The organism is Streptomyces sp. NPDC006430 (genome assembly GCF_040612395.1).
Lineage (GTDB): Bacteria > Actinomycetota > Actinomycetes > Streptomycetales > Streptomycetaceae > Streptomyces.
In genome coordinates this window covers 126,234-141,137 of the sequence record NZ_JBEXQA010000002.1, presented here as the reverse complement: position 1 = coordinate 141,137, position 14,904 = coordinate 126,234, and the positions used below count along the sequence as shown (strand labels likewise).

The 14,904-nt window shown below is 71.0% G+C and carries 18 protein-coding genes and 1 pseudogene; 8 read left to right on the top strand and 11 right to left on the bottom strand.

The features are described 5' to 3' along the window. Nucleotides 1-61 precede the first annotated feature (61 nt). Genes ABZZ20_RS03715 through afsQ1 form a run of 3 tightly spaced genes read right to left on the bottom strand, consistent with a single transcriptional unit; the run spans nucleotide 62 to nucleotide 2,830 of the window. Entirely contained in the window at nucleotides 62-676 is a 615-nt protein-coding gene (locus ABZZ20_RS03715; protein WP_356867189.1) for a hypothetical protein, read from the bottom strand. Then, nucleotides 669-2,099, bottom strand: a complete 1,431-nt coding sequence (locus tag ABZZ20_RS03710; protein ID WP_356867187.1) for a HAMP domain-containing sensor histidine kinase — start codon at nucleotides 2,097-2,099, stop codon at nucleotides 669-671. The genes ABZZ20_RS03715 and ABZZ20_RS03710 overlap by 8 nt, the downstream gene beginning before the upstream one ends. Before the next feature lie 53 nt (nucleotides 2,100-2,152). Then, nucleotides 2,153-2,830 carry a two-component system response regulator AfsQ1 gene (afsQ1, locus tag ABZZ20_RS03705; RefSeq protein WP_180291024.1) on the bottom strand — a complete coding sequence of 226 codons (678 nt, stop codon included), beginning with the start codon at nucleotides 2,828-2,830 and terminating at the stop codon, nucleotides 2,153-2,155. Between the two features lie 180 nt (nucleotides 2,831-3,010). On the opposite strand from afsQ1, the gene ABZZ20_RS03700 reads away from it, so the two are divergent. Next, nucleotides 3,011-3,715, top strand: a complete 705-nt coding sequence (locus ABZZ20_RS03700) for a SigE family RNA polymerase sigma factor (RefSeq protein ID WP_356866370.1) — start codon at nucleotides 3,011-3,013, stop codon at nucleotides 3,713-3,715. A 200-nt stretch (nucleotides 3,716-3,915) separates the two neighbouring features. Here ABZZ20_RS03700 and ABZZ20_RS03695 read toward each other — a convergent pair whose 3' ends face one another. Then, the gene (locus tag ABZZ20_RS03695) at nucleotides 3,916-4,620 is read right to left on the bottom strand and encodes a uridine kinase (protein WP_356867185.1); all 705 of its coding nucleotides are present in this window, start codon (nucleotides 4,618-4,620) and stop codon (nucleotides 3,916-3,918) included. 54 nt (nucleotides 4,621-4,674) lie between these two features. Between ABZZ20_RS03695 and ABZZ20_RS03690 the strand changes: the two genes are divergently transcribed. After that, nucleotides 4,675-5,025, top strand: a complete 351-nt coding sequence (locus ABZZ20_RS03690; RefSeq protein ID WP_356866368.1) for a hypothetical protein — start codon at nucleotides 4,675-4,677, stop codon at nucleotides 5,023-5,025. Between the two features lie 67 nt (nucleotides 5,026-5,092). On the opposite strand, the gene ABZZ20_RS03685 is transcribed toward ABZZ20_RS03690, so the two are convergent. The 3 genes from ABZZ20_RS03685 to deoC are packed head-to-tail and all read right to left on the bottom strand — an operon-like array spanning nucleotide 5,093 to nucleotide 8,410. After that, entirely contained in the window at nucleotides 5,093-6,013 is a 921-nt protein-coding gene (locus tag ABZZ20_RS03685; protein WP_356866366.1) for an aldehyde dehydrogenase family protein, read from the bottom strand. Beyond that, nucleotides 6,006-7,442 carry an aldehyde dehydrogenase family protein gene (locus tag ABZZ20_RS03680; RefSeq protein WP_356866364.1) on the bottom strand — a complete coding sequence of 479 codons (1,437 nt, stop codon included), beginning with the start codon at nucleotides 7,440-7,442 and terminating at the stop codon, nucleotides 6,006-6,008. The genes ABZZ20_RS03685 and ABZZ20_RS03680 overlap by 8 nt, the downstream gene beginning before the upstream one ends. Nucleotides 7,443-7,447: 5 nt before the next feature. Then, nucleotides 7,448-8,410 carry a deoxyribose-phosphate aldolase gene (deoC, locus tag ABZZ20_RS03675; RefSeq protein ID WP_356867183.1) on the bottom strand — a complete coding sequence of 321 codons (963 nt, stop codon included), beginning with the start codon at nucleotides 8,408-8,410 and terminating at the stop codon, nucleotides 7,448-7,450. A gap of 395 nt (nucleotides 8,411-8,805) precedes the next feature. On the opposite strand from deoC, the gene ABZZ20_RS03670 reads away from it, so the two are divergent. Continuing rightward, nucleotides 8,806-8,949 (top strand): hypothetical protein, encoded by a 144-nt coding sequence (locus ABZZ20_RS03670; protein WP_356866362.1) that lies wholly within the window; start codon nucleotides 8,806-8,808, stop codon nucleotides 8,947-8,949. Further along, a complete protein-coding gene (locus ABZZ20_RS03665; RefSeq protein WP_356866360.1) occupies nucleotides 8,946-9,584 on the top strand; it encodes a PH domain-containing protein in 639 nt (212 codons plus the stop codon). Before ABZZ20_RS03670 ends, ABZZ20_RS03665 begins: the two co-directional genes overlap by 4 nt. 41 nt (nucleotides 9,585-9,625) lie before the next feature. Here ABZZ20_RS03665 and ABZZ20_RS03660 read toward each other — a convergent pair. Continuing rightward, nucleotides 9,626-9,871 (bottom strand): annotated as a pseudogene (locus ABZZ20_RS03660) (hypothetical protein); the annotation flags it as partial. A 175-nt stretch (nucleotides 9,872-10,046) separates the two neighbouring features. On the opposite strand from ABZZ20_RS03660, the gene ABZZ20_RS03655 reads away from it, so the two are divergent. Continuing rightward, the gene (locus ABZZ20_RS03655; RefSeq protein ID WP_356866358.1) at nucleotides 10,047-10,628 is read left to right on the top strand and encodes a VanZ family protein; all 582 of its coding nucleotides are present in this window, start codon (nucleotides 10,047-10,049) and stop codon (nucleotides 10,626-10,628) included. 44 nt (nucleotides 10,629-10,672) lie between these two features. Beyond that, nucleotides 10,673-10,873 (top strand): PspC domain-containing protein, encoded by a 201-nt coding sequence (locus ABZZ20_RS03650; RefSeq protein ID WP_099889807.1) that lies wholly within the window; start codon nucleotides 10,673-10,675, stop codon nucleotides 10,871-10,873. 81 nt (nucleotides 10,874-10,954) lie between these two features. On the opposite strand, the gene ABZZ20_RS03645 is transcribed toward ABZZ20_RS03650, so the two are convergent. From ABZZ20_RS03645 to ABZZ20_RS03635, 3 genes are all read right to left on the bottom strand, one after another. Next, a complete protein-coding gene (locus tag ABZZ20_RS03645; RefSeq protein ID WP_356866355.1) occupies nucleotides 10,955-11,725 on the bottom strand; it encodes a hypothetical protein in 771 nt (256 codons plus the stop codon). 136 nt (nucleotides 11,726-11,861) lie between these two features. Further along, entirely contained in the window at nucleotides 11,862-12,140 is a 279-nt protein-coding gene (locus tag ABZZ20_RS03640; RefSeq protein ID WP_356866353.1) for a hypothetical protein, read from the bottom strand. 139 nt (nucleotides 12,141-12,279) lie between these two features. Next, nucleotides 12,280-13,428, bottom strand: a complete 1,149-nt coding sequence (locus ABZZ20_RS03635; RefSeq protein ID WP_356866351.1) for an adenosine deaminase — start codon at nucleotides 13,426-13,428, stop codon at nucleotides 12,280-12,282. Between the two features lie 113 nt (nucleotides 13,429-13,541). On the opposite strand from ABZZ20_RS03635, the gene ABZZ20_RS03630 reads away from it, so the two are divergent. Together ABZZ20_RS03630 and ABZZ20_RS03625 are read left to right on the top strand one after the other, a co-directional pair. Beyond that, entirely contained in the window at nucleotides 13,542-14,264 is a 723-nt protein-coding gene (locus ABZZ20_RS03630; RefSeq protein ID WP_356866349.1) for an alpha/beta hydrolase, read from the top strand. Between the two features lie 69 nt (nucleotides 14,265-14,333). Then, nucleotides 14,334-14,702 (top strand): cupin domain-containing protein, encoded by a 369-nt coding sequence (locus tag ABZZ20_RS03625; protein WP_356866348.1) that lies wholly within the window; start codon nucleotides 14,334-14,336, stop codon nucleotides 14,700-14,702. Nucleotides 14,703-14,904: the final 202 nt, after the last annotated feature.

The window sequence follows — 14,904 nt, the reverse complement described above, 5'->3', positions numbered from 1 at the left end:
ACGGGGCCCGGGGTCCGGGGTCCGGCGGCGAACGCCGCTGCACGGCGGCCCGGCTTCCGGGTCAGCGGGTGGGCGAGGGCGAGGGGGTCGGACGGACCACGTCGCCCAGGGTCGGCACCGACTCCGGGCGGGAGCGGACGGCCTCAGTGCACTCCCACGTCCGCGGCGGGTCCGCGTCCGGGCCGCCCAGGACGACCGGTCCGGGGCCCGCGGAGACGGCTTCGCTCCCGGCGAGCGTGCACACCAGCTGCGACAACGCCACCGGCGGCAGATCCTCCGGCTTGCGGCTGAGGCGTATCGTCCCGGCCGGGTCACCGGCCCGGCTCGGCGCGACGGTCAGCCCGTTCGGAACCCCCGTGGTGAAGCCCGCGTCGCGTTCTTCGGCCGACGGCTCCCGCTCCAGTGCCTCCAGCAGCGCCTCGGCCACGAGCGCGACGGGTTCCTTGGCCGGCTTCTTCTCCGGTATCGGAACAACCCGTTCCACACCCACCAGCTGCGATCCGCACACCAGTTCCACCGTGGCCCGGAAGCCCTGGACACCGCCCTGCTGCGCCGGCGTGTCGCACGACACCCGCGACGGCGCCGCACCCACGTCCACCGGCACGGTCGTCGCCCGGATACCGCAGGCCGACGTCAGGAGCACCAGCAGCACCGCGCCCGGCAGGGCCCTACGCATCCGCCTCACCGGCGATCACCTTCCCCACGTCCACCGGCAGCCGCAGCGTGAACAGCGCACCGCCTTCCGGCCCGTTGGCGGCGCTGATGTCACCGCCGTGGATGTGTGCGTTCTCCATCGCGATCGACAGGCCCAACCCGCTGCCGTCGGACTTCGGGCGCGAGGCGCTCGCCTTGTAGAACCGGTCGAAGACGTGCGGCAGCACTTCCTCCGGGATGCCCGGCCCGTTGTCCTGGACCGCGATCACCAGCCACTCGTCCTCGACGACCACCGACACCCGCACCGGCGAGCCGCCGTGCTTGAGCGCGTTGCCGATCAGGTTGGCGAGGATGACGTCGAGCCGGCGCGGGTCCAGCCGCGCCACGATGCCCCGCTCGGCATCCAGTTCGACCGCGTCGAGCCACGCCCGTGCGTCGATGCAGGCCGTCACCTGGTCGGCGACGTCCACGTCGTCCAGCACCAGCCGCGCCGTCCCCGCGTCGAAGCGGGTGACCTCCATTAGGTTCTCCACCAGGTCGTTCAGCCGCCGGGTCTCGCTGACCACCAGGCCCACTGCCGGTGCGATCATCGGATCGAGGTCGTCGACCTCCTCCTCCAACACCTCGGCGACCGCCGTCAGCGCCGTCAGCGGGGTGCGCAGTTCGTGCGACATGTCCGCGACGAAGCGCCGGCTGGCCTCCTCCCGCGCGCTCATGTCCGCGACCTTCTTCTCCAGCGCCTCCGCCGTCTTGTTGAACGTGTGCGACAGATCGGCGAGTTCGTCGGTCCCCGACACGTCCAGCCGGTGGTCCAACTCCCCCTCGCCCAGGCGCCGCGCCGCATCCCCGAGCCGCTGCACGGGCTTGAGCACGGTACGGGCCGCCGCCTGCGCCAGCAGCGCGGACCCGAGCAGCGCGAGACCGGTGGCGATGGTCAGCGACCAGCCCAGCGCGTTGAGGTCGTCCCGTTCCTGTGCGAGGGACTTGTACATGTAGCCGGTCGGCCCGCCGCCCACGATGCGCGTACCGCCCACCAGGTACGGATTGCCGCGGGGCTTCGTCCGCTGCCAGTACACGTGGTACTCGGCGTCGTTCGCCGCCGTCGCCTTCTGCCGGTCGTTCACCGCGCGCTGCAGCGAGGCCGGTACGTCGTCCAGCCCGAAGGAGTCGGGACCGGCCGCGCCGAACACCTTGCGGTGGTCCTTGCGCTCGTCGACCAGCAGCACGCTGTAACCGGGGCTGCTGCCCGCCATCAGCTCGGCGGTGCGCTGCATCTCCTCGGGCGTCGGGTCGGCGGGCAGCGCCGCGGCCCGGTTCTGCATCTCCTGGCGGAAGTCACCGAGGGCCGCGTCCTGGGTGCGGGTGAGCACCGCCTCGCGGTTGAGCCAGTACGCGATCCCGGACGCGGAGACCGCAGCGGTCAGCGCGACCAGGGAGAACACCATCAGGAGCCGCAGCCGCAGGCTGGTCCAGCGCCGGCCCGCGAAAAGGGCTTTGATCACTGCGGCGAGTCCAGGCGGTAGCCGACACCACGGACGGTTCGGATGAGGGTCGGCGAGGACGGAACTTCCTCGACCTTGGCGCGCAGCCGTTGCACGCAGGCGTCCACGAGCCGGGAGTCGCCGAGGTAGTCGTGCTCCCAGACCAGCCGCAACAGCTGCTGCCGGGAGAGCGCCTGACCGGGCCGGCGACTGAGCTCCAGCAGCAGCCGCAGCTCGGTCGGCGTCAGCTGGAGGTCCTCGCCGTTCTTCGTGACCGTCATCGCGGCCCGGTCGATGACCAGGGACCCGAAGACCGCGGAGTCGCTGGCCTCCCGCTCCCCGCGACGCAGCACGGCGCGGATCCGGGCGTCGAGCACCCGGCCCTGGACCGGCTTGACGACGTAGTCGTCGGCGCCCGACTCCAGGCCCACCACCACGTCGATGTCGTCGCTGCGCGCGGTGAGCAGGATGATCGGCAGCTGGTCGGTGCGGCGGATGCGCCGGCACACCTCGAAGCCGTCGATCCCGGGCAGCATCACGTCCAGCACGATCAGGTCCGGCCGCTGCTCGCGCAGCAGTTTCAGGCCGTCCTCGCCCGTCGCCGCAGTGGCCACACGGTGGCCCTGGCGAGACAGGGAGAGTTCGAGGGCCGTGCGGATGGCGTCGTCGTCCTCGATCAGCAACAGGAAAGGCACGGGCTCATTCTGTCCCATCGGCCGTTGGGAGTTCGACAGTCGGGTGCAGGAGAACGCGGGCGGGGGCCGCTGTGACAGGCCTGTGACAGTCGGCGGACACCCCGGTTAAGTCGGCCGGGCAGTCTTCTACCAACGAAACCGAGCAGGATCCGAAGCAGACTCCACGACGGGGGGCGCGAGATGAGCACGCTGCACAGCACCAGCACCAGCACGGTTGTCACGCGGCTGCACGATGTGAACCGCCGGGCAGGTGTCCGTACGGTGACGGTCGCCCGTCCGCGACCGGCGCACACGGTGGCCATCGACGCGAACACGTACCGGCCTTCCGTCCCGGTGCAGCACACGCCCGAGCCCTCCTCCACCTCGGAGGTCGAGTTCACGGCGTACGTGCAGGAGCGCCGGGCCGCCCTCTACGCGACGGCCTTCCACCTGACCGGCGACCGTTACGAGGCCGAGGACCTGCTCCAGAGCGCGCTGTTCTCCACGTACCGCGCCTGGGACCGGATCAGCGACAAGGCGGCCGTCGGCGGGTACCTGCGGCGCACGATGACGAACCTGCACATCAGCGCGTGGCGTCGGCGGAAGCTGAACGAGTACCCGACGGAGGAGCTCCCGGAGACGGCCTCCGACACGGATGCGATGCGGGGTACGGAGCTGCGCGCGGTGCTGTGGCAGGCGCTGGCCCGCATCCCGGAGCCGCAGCGCACGATGCTGGTGCTGCGGTACTACGAGGGCCGCACGGACCCGGAGATCGCGGAGATCCTGGGCATCAGCGTCGGCACGGTGAAGTCGAGCATCTGGCGGTCGCTGCGCCGGCTGCGGGACGACGAGGCGCTGAGCTTCGGCCGCGACGAGGCGGAGTCCTTCGAGGAGCTGGTCGCGTAACGCGGCACACCACGGACCATGGGCCAGGGGGGCCGTCCTACGGGGGTGGGGCGGGGGCCACGGGGGGGGAGGAGGCGGGATCGGGCGGACGGGGGTCCGCACGGTCCCGCCTCCTCGTACGTACGCGCGGGCGCACCACCGCCCGACTTCGAGCCCGGCCGGGCTCGGGGCCTCGCTGGACCCGGCCGAAGGGACGGCCCTCAGGCAGCGGGGGCCGGGGCGGTGCGGTGACGGCCGGCGGCAGCTGCGGCCAGGCGGCCCAGGGCCTCGTCACGGCCGCAGGCGTGGGCGCCGAGGGCGATGTGGCGGGCCACGATGCCCCGCTCCGCCCGCATCAGGCGCAGGCCGCGGCGCAGCAGGAAGAGGACCGATTTGCGGCCCTCCTTCAGATCACGGGCCAGCCGACGGCGGAAGGTCGTCGAGGGGCGGCCCCGCAGGCAGATGGCGTCGGCCAACAGGCCCAGTTCCTGGCAGCGCGCCGCTATGTCCGCCGCGAAGATGCCCTCCGCGATGAACAGCGGGGTGCGGGAGATGTCCAGCGTCTCCGTGCCCGTCCGCGAGGACGTGGCGATGTCGTACACCGGGACCTCGGTCCGACCCGCCCGGCACAACTCCGCCACCGCGGCGACCGCGACGTCAGCGTCCCAGGACAGCGGCGAGTCCCAGTCGATGTCGGAGCTGCCCTCGACCAGCGGGAGGGTCGGATCGTCGCCCTCCTTGTAGAAGTCGTCCAGCCGCAGCACCGGCAGCCCGGAACGGGCGGCCAGGGACGACTTGCCGGAACCCGAAGGCCCGGTCAACAGCACGACGCGCGTAGGCAAAGGAGAGGAAGAGCTCACGGGACACCAGTCTGAACCATTCCCCCGGGCAGGGGATCCCTCCGGTGGCCGGTTGGTATCCAGGATCACACCTCGACTACGCTGCGTGCGCACGCGACTACGACCACAGGTGGGATTCCCATGGCACGTCACGCAGCCCCCGGCACCTCCACGCTGCGCACCGCAGGCCTCACGCTCTCCATGGCCGGTGCGGCCCTGGCGATGGCCGCCGGTGGCGCCCAGGCCGGTGAACTCTCGCCCCCTGCGGCCCTCTCCGGGATCTCCGACCCGATCTCGAACCTCAAGGTGAACCCGCTCGCCCACACCGGCGTGGACCCGCTCGACAACGGGGTGGCCACCCAGATCGCGGACTTCCCCGCGGTCGGGACCGGCATGGTCACCGGCACGCTGACGCGGGGCCCCTCGATCGGGGAGCTACCCACCGCCGCCACGTCCTCGCTGCTCGGACCGCTGCTGCCCGGCGCGAAGTGAGCGAACGGCCCCGGTGGCGCGCAGGGCGCTGCCGGGGCCGTTCCGTAAGGGATCGCGTCGACCCGTCCTAGTAGGAGGAGCCGGACGCGCCCAGCGAACCCGTCGGGTGCCAGACCGTCTTGGTCTCCAGGAACGCCGTCATGCGCGACGTGCCCGGGTCGGCGGTCCAGTCATCCACAGGCTGTGGACGCAGGACGCGCTTCAGGTTGTCCGCCGCGGCGATCTCCAACTCCTTGGCCAGCGCCGTGTCGGCACCTGCCAGGTCGATCGCGTTGACGTCCTGGTGGGACGCCAGGTGCGGGCCCATCTCGCCGGCCTTGCCGGACAGGATGTTGACCACGCCACCCGGAAGGTCGGAGGTGGCCAGCACCTCGCCCAGGGAGAGCGCGGGCAGCGGGGCCTTCTCGCTCGCGATGACGACGGCGGTGTTACCCGTCGCGATCACGGGCGCGATCACGGAGATCAGGCCCAGGAACGAAGACTCCTGCGGGGCGATTACCGTAACGACGCCGGTGGGCTCAGGGGTGGAGAGGTTGAAGAACGGGCCCGCAACCGGGTTGGCCCCGCCGGTGATCTGGCCGATCTTGTCGGTCCAGCCGGCGTACCAGACCCAGCGGTCGATGGCCGCGTCGACGACCGCGGCGGCCTTCGACTTGGACAGCCCCTCGGCCTCGCCGACCTCGCGGACGAACTGCTCCCGGCGCCCCTCCAGCATCTCGGCGATGCGGTAGAGGACCTGCCCGCGGTTGTACGCGGTCGCGCCCGACCAGCCGCCGAAGGCCTTGCGGGCCGCGACGACCGCGTCACGCGCGTCCTTGCGCGAGGACAGGGGGGCGTTGGCCAGCCACTTGCCCTTGGAGTCGGTCACCTCGTACACCCGGCCGCTCTCGGAGCGGGGGAACTTGCCCCCGACGTACAGCTTGTAGGTCTTGAAGACGTTCAGGCGCCCCGCGGCGGAGCCGCTGACGGATGCTGCGCGCTCAGACATCGAGGTAGGCCTCCAGACCGTGGCGACCGCCCTCGCGGCCGTAGCCCGACTCCTTGTAGCCGCCGAACGGCGAGGTCGGGTCGAACTTGTTGAACGTGTTGGCCCACACCACACCCGCGCGGAGCTTGTTCGCGACCGCGAGGATGCGCGAGCCCTTCTCCGTCCAGATGCCGGCGGACAGGCCGTACTGGCTGTTGTTGGCCTTGGCGACGGCCTCGTCCGGCGTGCGGAACGTCAGTACGGACAGCACCGGGCCGAAGATCTCGTCGCGGGCGACGGTGTGCGCCTGGGTGACGTTCGTGAAGAGCGTCGGGGCGAACCAGTAACCGGCGGACGGCAGCTCGCACGCAGGGGACCAACGCTCGGCGCCCTCGGCCTCACCGGTGTCCGCGAGCGCGGTGATCCGGGCCAGCTGCTCGGCGGAGTTGATCGCACCGATGTCGGTGTTCTTGTCCAGCGGGTCGCCGAGGCGCAGCGTGGACAGGCGGCGCTTGAGCGAGTCGAGCAGCTCGTCGTGGATCGATTCCTGGACCAGCAGGCGGGAGCCCGCGCAGCAGACCTGGCCCTGGTTGAAGAAGATGCCGCCCACGATGCCCTCGACGGCCTGGTCGATGGGGGCGTCGTCGAAGACGATGTTGGCACCCTTGCCGCCGAGCTCCAGGGTGGCCTTCTTGCCGGTGCCGGCGATCTGGCGGGCGATGGTCTTGCCAACCGCGGTCGAGCCGGTGAAGGCGACCTTGTTGACGTCCGGGTGCTCGACGAGGGCCGCGCCCGCGTCCCCGTAACCGGTGAGGATGTTGACGACACCCTTGGGCAGGCCCGCCTGGCGGCAGATGTCCGCGAAGAACAGGGCGGACAGCGGGGTGGTCTCGGCCGGCTTCAGGACGACCGTGTTGCCGGTGGCGAGCGCCGGAGCGATCTTCCACGCGAGCATCAGCAGCGGGAAGTTCCACGGGATGACCTGCCCGGCCACGCCCAGCGGGCGCGGGTTCGCGCCGTAGCCCGCGTGGTCGAGCTTGTCGGCCCAGCCCGCGTAGTAGAAGAAGTGCGCGGCGACCAGCGGGAGGTCCGCGTCGCGTGTCTCCTTGATCGGCTTGCCGTTGTCCAGGGTCTCCAGGACGGCCAGCTCGCGGCTGCGCTCCTGGATGATCCGGGCGATGCGGAACAGGTACTTGGCGCGCTCGGAGCCGGGCAGCGCGGACCACTTCTCGAAGGCCTTGCGGGCGGCCTTCACGGCGCGGTCGACGTCCGCGGCGCCAGCCCGGGCGACCTCGGAGAGGACTTCCTCGGAGGACGGCGAGACGGTCTTGAAGACCTTGCCGTCGGCGGCGTCGGTGAACTCGCCGTCGATGAAGAGCCCGTAGGAGGGGGCGATGTCGACGACCGAGCGGGACTCGGGAGCCGGTGCGTACTCGAATGCAGATGCCATGGTGATCAGTCCACCGTCACGTAGTCGGGACCGGAGTAACGGCCGGTGCTCAGCTTCTGGCGCTGCATCAGCAGGTCGTTGAGCAGGCTGGAGGCGCCGAAGCGGAACCAGTGGTTGGTCAGCCAGTCCTCGCCCACGGTCTCGTTGACCAGGACCAGGAACTTGATGGCGTCCTTGGTGGTCCGGATGCCGCCGGCCGGCTTCACGCCGATCTGGATTCCAGTCTGCGCCTTGAAGTCGCGGACGGCTTCGAGCATCAGCAGCGTGTTGGCGGGGGTGGCGTTGACACCGACCTTGCCGGTGGAGGTCTTGATGAAGTCGGCGCCCGCGAGCATGCCGATCCAGGAGGCGCGGCGGATGTTGTCGTACGTCGACAGCTCCCCGGTCTCGAAGATGACCTTGAGGCGGGCGGCGCTGCCGTCGGGGCGGACGCACGCCTCCTTGATGGCCTTGATCAGCTCGTACGTCTCCAGGTAGCGGCCGGCGAGGAAGGCGCCACGGTCGATGACCATGTCGATCTCGTCGGCGCCGGCGGCGACGGCGTCACGGGTGTCCGCGAGCTTGACGGGCAGCGCGGCGCGACCGGCCGGGAAGGCGGTCGCGACGGAGGCCACCTTGACGTCGGCGCCGTTCAGGGCGGCCTTGGCGGTGGCCACCATGTCGGGATAGACGCAGACCGCGGCGGTCATGGGAGTCGTACGGTCGGTGGGGTCGGGGTGGACGGCCTTGGCGGAGAGCGCTCGGACCTTGCCCGGGGTGTCCGCACCCTCAAGCGTGGTCAGGTCGATCATCGAAATGGCCAGGTCAATGGCGTACGCCTTGGACGTGGTCTTGATCGAACGGGTACCGAGCGCAGCCGCGCGGGCCTCCAGGCCGACGGCGTCTACGCCGGGCAGCCCGTGCAGGAAGCGGCGCAGCGCGCTGTCGGACGTCGTCACGTCAGCGAATGCGGTGAGGGTGGTGGGCATGGTCACCACATGAGCATATCTACGCGCGTAGCAGCCTGTCACCCCCTGCATGCGCACATCTGGGCGGGGTCGGCCGCATTCGGGCGCACGGGGCGCGGGTCGAAGGCGGGCCGGGGCTGCAGCTGCGGACGCCTGACCTCCACTTTCGCTGTTACCCGGCGGTGGCAGGAACCCCGCGCTCCGGTCGAACAAGATCCGTAAATTTCTCTTCGATCGTTATCGCCGCCCTCGCCGGAGCGCTCCTCGCGCCGGCCACGACGGCGCTCGCCGCGCCCGCCCCGCAGGGCGTGACCTCCGTGTCGGCGGTCTCAGTGGTGCCCGCAGCGAGCGCCGTCGCATCGAACGGCGACCGGTCACGACGGGAATCTCCCGGCCTTCAGCCGGCAGAGCACTTCATGAACACCGTCCGCCCCGAGCTGCGGCTGATCACCTGCGGCGGCGAGATCACCGACGGGCACCGCCCCGACCACATCATCCGTACGCCGATCTGGTGGGCTGATCCACCCCGACGGCACGGTGAGGCAGAATCGGCCCCATGAGCAGCCAGCAGCCCACTGACGAACCGGTGTACGACGACCGGACCTACCGCTCCTCCATGGCCGTCGTCTCCGGAGTCCTGCTGCTCGCGCTCCTCGCGTGGCTGTGCGGGGACGTCGTCGTGCGCGGTTCGGGGAACGCCAGGTGGTTCGCCGTGGCGATCGCCCTGTTCGCCGCACCCCTGGTCGTGGCGTTCACGATCCGCCCGGCCGTCTTCGCCAACGAGGACCGGATGCGCGTGCGCAACCCGTTCCGGATCATCGAGCTGCCTTGGGCCGCCGTGGACGCGGTGCGCGCCGGGTACTCCACGGAGGTGCTGGCCGAGGGGTCGAAATACCAACTGTGGTCCGTCCCCGTCTCGTTGCGCGAGCGGAAGAAGGCACAACGGCCGCAGCGGGGCGGTCGCGGCGGGCTCCTCGGCCAGGGAGCGAACGTGCCGAACACGTCCGCCCCGGCCGGCACCGAGCCGCAGCGGTCCCAGGCGGACCAGGTGGTGCACGAGCTGCGGGAGCTGGCCGAGCGCGGGGCCTCGCGGGCGGGGGCCCAAGGCAGCGTGCGGGTGCGTTGGTCGTACGAGGTCATCGCGCCCGCGGTCGCGGGCGCAGTGCTCCTGATCGTGCTGCTCGCCGTTCTCTGAGGGCGGCCGGGTCCGCTCGGTTCTCGTAGCACGATGTCGTCGTCGGCTCCGCCGCAGAGGTGGTCGTCGCCGCCCCTGCCGTCGATGACGTCCCGGCCGGGCGTGCCGATGATGACGTCGTCGCCGGGCGTTCCCACGACCGTGGTGGTGGCGACGTCGGTGAAGCAGGTCGCCGGTGCGGCGTGGGCCGGGGGCGCGCCGAGTCCGACAGGCCGGCGGCCGGCGCCTGGGCGCTGATGGCGGTCACGATCGTACGGACGGGTCGCCGTACGCCGCCGTGCGGGCATGGCCACTACCTTCGACTACCCGCGGTGGACAGCGCTTACTGTGCGCGTTCGTCGCGGGTTCGGGGGGTGGACGCGTGGCGGACCCTCAGCGCTACGTCCGATCGGATTGTCATATGCGTACCGCTCGTCGCATCCGGCCGGAACCACGGCTACCGCGGGCTGCGTCCTCGCAGGTGTGCAGCGCAACGAGGTCGGCCGCAGTGCCGCCACCGCCAATCACCTCCGGCTCCGGCTCCTGGGCGGGGGTCTGCTGGTCGCTCATCTCCTCCTCGTCGGCTGGCTCACCCTGCGGCCCCTGGACGTGCCCTGGACCGCCGCCGCCAACCTGACACCGCTCCAGGGGATCAGGGCCGACCTCTCGTACGGACCGCTGGAGGCGGCCCGGCGGATCGGGGAGGCTCTGGCGCTGCTCGCCCCGCTCGGGGTGCTGCTGCCCCTGGTCAACGGGAACCTGGCGCCCTCGCCGCTGGCCGCGTGGTCCTCGTTGGCCCGGACCGCCGCCGCCGGCGTACTGGTCTCGCTCAGCATCGAAATGCTCCAGAGCTCCGTCCCCGGGCGGGTGGTCGACGTGGACTCGGTCCTGCTGCACGGCGCCGGCGTGATGCTCGCCCACATGGCCGTCGTGCCGGCGCTGCGCGCGCGACTGCGGCGTTCCCTGCACTCCGAGCGGACTTCTCAGGGGTCTACCCCGAGAATTACCAGGGTCGGGCTCGGCCCGTGGACCGAGGTTCTTTCGGCGGTACCGCGGGAGTATTGAGACATCGCGGGAAAACCCCGCGGACGCCGAAAGAGGAGAGACCCATGAGCGCCATCGTTCGCCCCCGTGACGGCCGCTGGATCGGCGGCGTCTGCGCCGGACTGGCGCGCCGCTTCGGAATTTCCGCGAACACGATGCGTCTGATCTTCGTCGTCTCGTGCCTGCTGCCCGGCCCGCAGTTCCTGATCTACCTGGCGCTGTGGTTGCTCCTGCCGAACGAGAAGTCCGCCTCCAACGCCTGGTGAACCCCGGCGCCGCGACGAGCCGACCACCGGTGACCCGACCACCAGCGGTCCGCGCCCGCCGCTCCGGCCAGCGGGAACCCGTCAGCCCGCCCGGCGGACCTTCTCCAGTTGCTTGTCCGCGACCTCGTGCGGGACCTGCGCCTTCTGCTGGGCCGACGCCACGTTGAGGGCCATCAGCCGCACCACGGTGGCTCCCTGGCGTACGACGACCACGTGGACTTGTGCCGAGACTTCCTGGGCAGCCGCGGTCGTGGTCCAGCTGACGCTCTCGTCGCCGGCCGTCTCGTACTCGGTCGCCCGCACGTCGCGGTAGCTGCCGCTCTGCTTCTCTACGGTGGCGGTGAAGCCCGTACCGCAGGCGGCGACCGCGCCCTTCAGCCGGGCGATCAGCGCCTTGGCGTCGCTCTCGGCGTAGGAGCTGACGGAGGCGGATACGGCCAGTCCGACCTGTTTCTGGGAACCGATGCCCCGGTTGACGGTGTCCCGCGCGGCCGGGTCCGGCTTGTCGCCCATGATGTCGGCCAGGGGCTGGCAGGCCTTGCGGTCCGCCTGCGGCTGGCCGTCGGGGGCGTTGGGGTTCTTGCCCCGTGCGGACACCTGGTACCCGGGTAGATCGCCCTGTTCCAGCGCGGACCGCTCCAGCTTGCTCGCACCGGCCCTCGGCGCGGCCGAGCCGCTCGGGGCACCGCCCGGGGGCGCGGCGGAAGGGCCCGTGGGGGCGGATCCCTTCGGGTCGGGCGCCTTGCCGGCCGCGGGGGCGTCCTTGCTGCTGCAGCCCACGGCTCCCAGGAGGAGGGCGGGGAGCAGCGCGGCAGTGGCCGCTCCGGCGGTGAATCGTGCCTTCAAGCGCATGACCGGTGACCCCATACCCCGTGCGTCGGCGGGCAGTTGGTGGTGATCGTGGCACACGGCACGGCGTGGCGCACGCCTGACCGAACGGGCATGCGCCACGGGTGCTCGCGTACGAATCTGCGGAGGATCAGGCGGATCAGCCGCCGAGCGCGCCGCCGAGGGGCAGGCCACCGAGGGTGGGGCCGAGCGCGTTGGAAAGCTCGCCGACCGGGGCCGTCGGGTCGCTGGACTGCCGGCCGTCCGCGGGGCTCACCTGCTGCTGGCTCGCGAGTCCCTGGGTCGCACCCGTGACGGTACCCAGCGCGTCACCGAGACCGACGGCGGGCACGGCAGCCGAGGCGGTACCGGCGGCAACGGCGGCGAAGGCGGCACCGAGGGCGGCGACACCGAGGGTCTTGGCAGCTGACTTCTTCATGAAGATTAGTCCTTGCGACGGGGGATTGAGCGGCTCCGCAAACTAGTCACTTCAAACCCCCGCCCGCAAACATATGTAAATACGAGAAAGCGCCCGGGAATTGCTCCTCCCAGGCGCTTTCAGTACGTCAGGCCGTGCCCTAAGCCGATACGGAACCGCTGGTGGAAGCGGTCTGCTGGAACAGCCACTCCGACTTCAGCTCCGCATAACCGGGCTTGATGACCTCATTGATCATGGCCAGTCGTTCATCGAAAGGAATGAACGCGGACTTCATCGCATTGACGGTGAACCACTGCATGTCGTCGAGGGTGTAGCCGAAGGTCTCGACCAGGTGCTCGAACTCGCGGCTCATGCTGGTGCCGCTCATCAGGCGGTTGTCGGTGTTGACCGTCAGCCTGAAGTGCAGCTTGCGCAGCAGACCGATCGGGTGCTCGGCGTACGAGGAAGCCGCGGCGGTCTGCAGGTTCGAGGTCGGGCACATCTCCAGGGGGATGCGCTTGTCCCTGACGTACGAGGCCAGCCGGCCCAGCTTCACCGAGCCGTCGGCGGCGACCTCGATGTCGTCGATGATCTTCACGCCGTGGCCCAGACGGTCGGCGCCGCACCACTGCAGGGCCTGCCAGATCGACGGCAGGCCGAAGGCCTCGCCGGCGTGGATGGTGAAGTGGTTGTTCTCGCGCTTGAGGTACTCGAAGGCGTCCAGGTGGCGGGTGGGAGGGAACCCGGCCTCGGCGCCGGCGATGTCGAAGCCGACCACGCCGTTGTCGCGGTAGCGGTTGGCCAGCTCGGCGATCTCCAGCGCACGGGCGGCGTGGCGCATCGCAGTGAGCAGCGCGCCGATGCGGATGCGGTGGCCGTTGGCCTTCGCGCGGCGCTCGCCCTCGCGGAAGCCGTCGTTCACGGCCTCGACGACCTCTTCGAGGGTCAGGCCGGCCTCCAGGTGCTGCTCGGGGGCGTAGCGGATCTCGGCGTACACGACGCCGTCCTCGGCCAGGTCCTCGGCGCACTCGGCGGCGACCCGGAACAGCGCCGCCTTCGTCTGCATGACGGCGCACGTGTGCGCGAACGTCTCCAGGTAGCGCGGCAGGGAGCCGGAGTCGGCGGCTTCCCGGAACCAGATGCCGAGCTTGTCGGCGTCCGTCTCGGGAAGGTTCTCGTAGCCGACCTCGCGGGCCAGCTCGATGATGGTCCCGGGGCGCAGTCCACCGTCGAGGTGATCGTGCAGCAGCACCTTCGGGGAGCGGCGGATCTGATCCGGGGTGGGCAGGTTGGGGGTCTCGCTCGTCATCCGGGCACTCTACTCCTACGCGCGTAGAGCACCACGTTGGCAGCGGCGGTCGATACGTAACAGAGACCGTACGGACGGGTGGCGTACACCTGCGAGTCTGAGACTGTTCCGCCATGGCACAGCATGCGCCGCCGGCGCGCGGGGCCCGCCTGGGGCGGGCGGCCGGCGCGAACGGCTCGGTCTCGACGGTCAGTGGTGTGGTGCTTCTGCTTCCCGGAGCGTCCAGATGGTCCCCGGGCCCGGTGCGTCCGCTCGCGCGGGCCCTGGCCCGGGCGGGCGGCACGGACGGGCTGGTGGTGCACGCCGTCCTGCCCGGCCGGGGGACGAACCGGGAGGAGGACGCCGGGTGGGGGGCCGAGGAGGTGGTGCGCAGGTACGGAGACGTTCCGGTGTGCCTCGCCGGCTACGACGCGGGGGGCCGGGCAGCACTGCGGGCGGCGGGCCACCACGCCGTCAACTCGGTCCTGGCGCTCGCCCCTTCCTTGGGCAGGACGGTCTCGACGGACTCCCCGGAACCGGTGAAGCAGCTGTCCGGGCGGCAGGTGTTGATCGTGCACGGGACCAACGACGCGCACAGCGACCCGGAAGCATCGTTTCGGCTGGCGGCGCGGGCGAAGAAGGCGAACCGGGCCACGTGTCGGTTCGAGGTGCACTCGGACGGCCACCGGCTCAGGGACCACCAGGCGGAAGTCGTGGCACTGTCCGTGGACTTCGTCCTGGGGGCGATGCTCTCGGGCCGGTACTCGCGGCCGGTGACGGACGCGCTGGCGGCTCCGCCGCCGCTGGGACTGCGGATGCCGCTCGCCTCCGGCTTCGGACATTCGCTGCGGGGATGAGGTGTCGGGTCGCCCGAGCGTAAAGTGAGGAGTGGACTCGGGGTGCTTCTCTGCGGGAGGCGATCCGGCATGGCCGCAATCGTGCGCAAGAGCTTCGACGATGCGGACGAGACCCGCTCGTTCGAGGACGGCAAGGGCAGGCTCGACCTGATCCAGACGGACGGCGGACCCGTGGGCCGCGCGGTCTTCGAAGCGGGTTGGCGCTGGTCGGAGCACATCAAGCCGCTGGCGGGTACGGAGAGTTGCCAATCCGCGCACACGGGGTACGTGGTGAGCGGTCGCATGAAGGTCGTCATGGACAACGGGGAGAGCGAGGAGTACGGCCCCGGCGACTTCATGCAGGTCGAGCCCGGGCACGACGCCTGGGTCGTCGGCGACGAGCAGTGCGTGGCGGTCGACTGGACCGGCTTCGGCGACTACGCGAAGGCGTCCTCCTGACCGCCCTCCCCGGCCGGCGGCGCCACCGACCGGCGCCGCCCACCGTTGCGCGCCCGGTCGCGCCGGTCGACGGTGGTGCCCGTCGTCGGTGACGGGACGGTAATCGGTGGGGACGGTGGTCGCGCCCCGGCCCGTCCGTACCTGCCGTTCCGCCCCCTCACGGTCGGACGGCACCGACTGGCCTTCCCCCGGCGCGACCACC

Bases quoted from the DNA above. Each gene is read 5' to 3' on its own strand.
- ABZZ20_RS03650 (WP_099889807.1), top strand. From the start codon at position 10,673: ATGAGCGCCATCGTTCGCCCCCGTGACGGCCGCTGGATCGGCGGCGTC.
- ABZZ20_RS03625 (WP_356866348.1), top strand. From the start codon at position 14,334: ATGGCCGCAATCGTGCGCAAGAGCTTCGACGATGCGGACGAGACCCGC.
- ABZZ20_RS03635 (WP_356866351.1), bottom strand. From the start codon at position 13,428: ATGACGAGCGAGACCCCCAACCTGCCCACCCCGGATCAGATCCGCCGC.
- ABZZ20_RS03685 (WP_356866366.1), bottom strand. From the start codon at position 6,013: ATGTCTGAGCGCGCAGCATCCGTCAGCGGCTCCGCCGCGGGGCGCCTG.
- ABZZ20_RS03645 (WP_356866355.1), bottom strand. From the start codon at position 11,725: ATGCGCTTGAAGGCACGATTCACCGCCGGAGCGGCCACTGCCGCGCTG.
- ABZZ20_RS03715 (WP_356867189.1), bottom strand. From the start codon at position 676: ATGCGTAGGGCCCTGCCGGGCGCGGTGCTGCTGGTGCTCCTGACGTCG.
- ABZZ20_RS03680 (WP_356866364.1), bottom strand. From the start codon at position 7,442: ATGGCATCTGCATTCGAGTACGCACCGGCTCCCGAGTCCCGCTCGGTC.
- ABZZ20_RS03690 (WP_356866368.1), top strand. From the start codon at position 4,675: ATGGCACGTCACGCAGCCCCCGGCACCTCCACGCTGCGCACCGCAGGC.
- deoC (WP_356867183.1), bottom strand. From the start codon at position 8,410: ATGCCCACCACCCTCACCGCATTCGCTGACGTGACGACGTCCGACAGC.
- ABZZ20_RS03710 (WP_356867187.1), bottom strand. From the start codon at position 2,099: ATGGTGTTCTCCCTGGTCGCGCTGACCGCTGCGGTCTCCGCGTCCGGG.
- ABZZ20_RS03640 (WP_356866353.1), bottom strand. From the start codon at position 12,140: ATGAAGAAGTCAGCTGCCAAGACCCTCGGTGTCGCCGCCCTCGGTGCC.
- ABZZ20_RS03670 (WP_356866362.1), top strand. From the start codon at position 8,806: ATGAACACCGTCCGCCCCGAGCTGCGGCTGATCACCTGCGGCGGCGAG.
- ABZZ20_RS03700 (WP_356866370.1), top strand. From the start codon at position 3,011: ATGAGCACGCTGCACAGCACCAGCACCAGCACGGTTGTCACGCGGCTG.
- ABZZ20_RS03665 (WP_356866360.1), top strand. From the start codon at position 8,946: ATGAGCAGCCAGCAGCCCACTGACGAACCGGTGTACGACGACCGGACC.
- ABZZ20_RS03630 (WP_356866349.1), top strand. From the start codon at position 13,542: ATGGCACAGCATGCGCCGCCGGCGCGCGGGGCCCGCCTGGGGCGGGCG.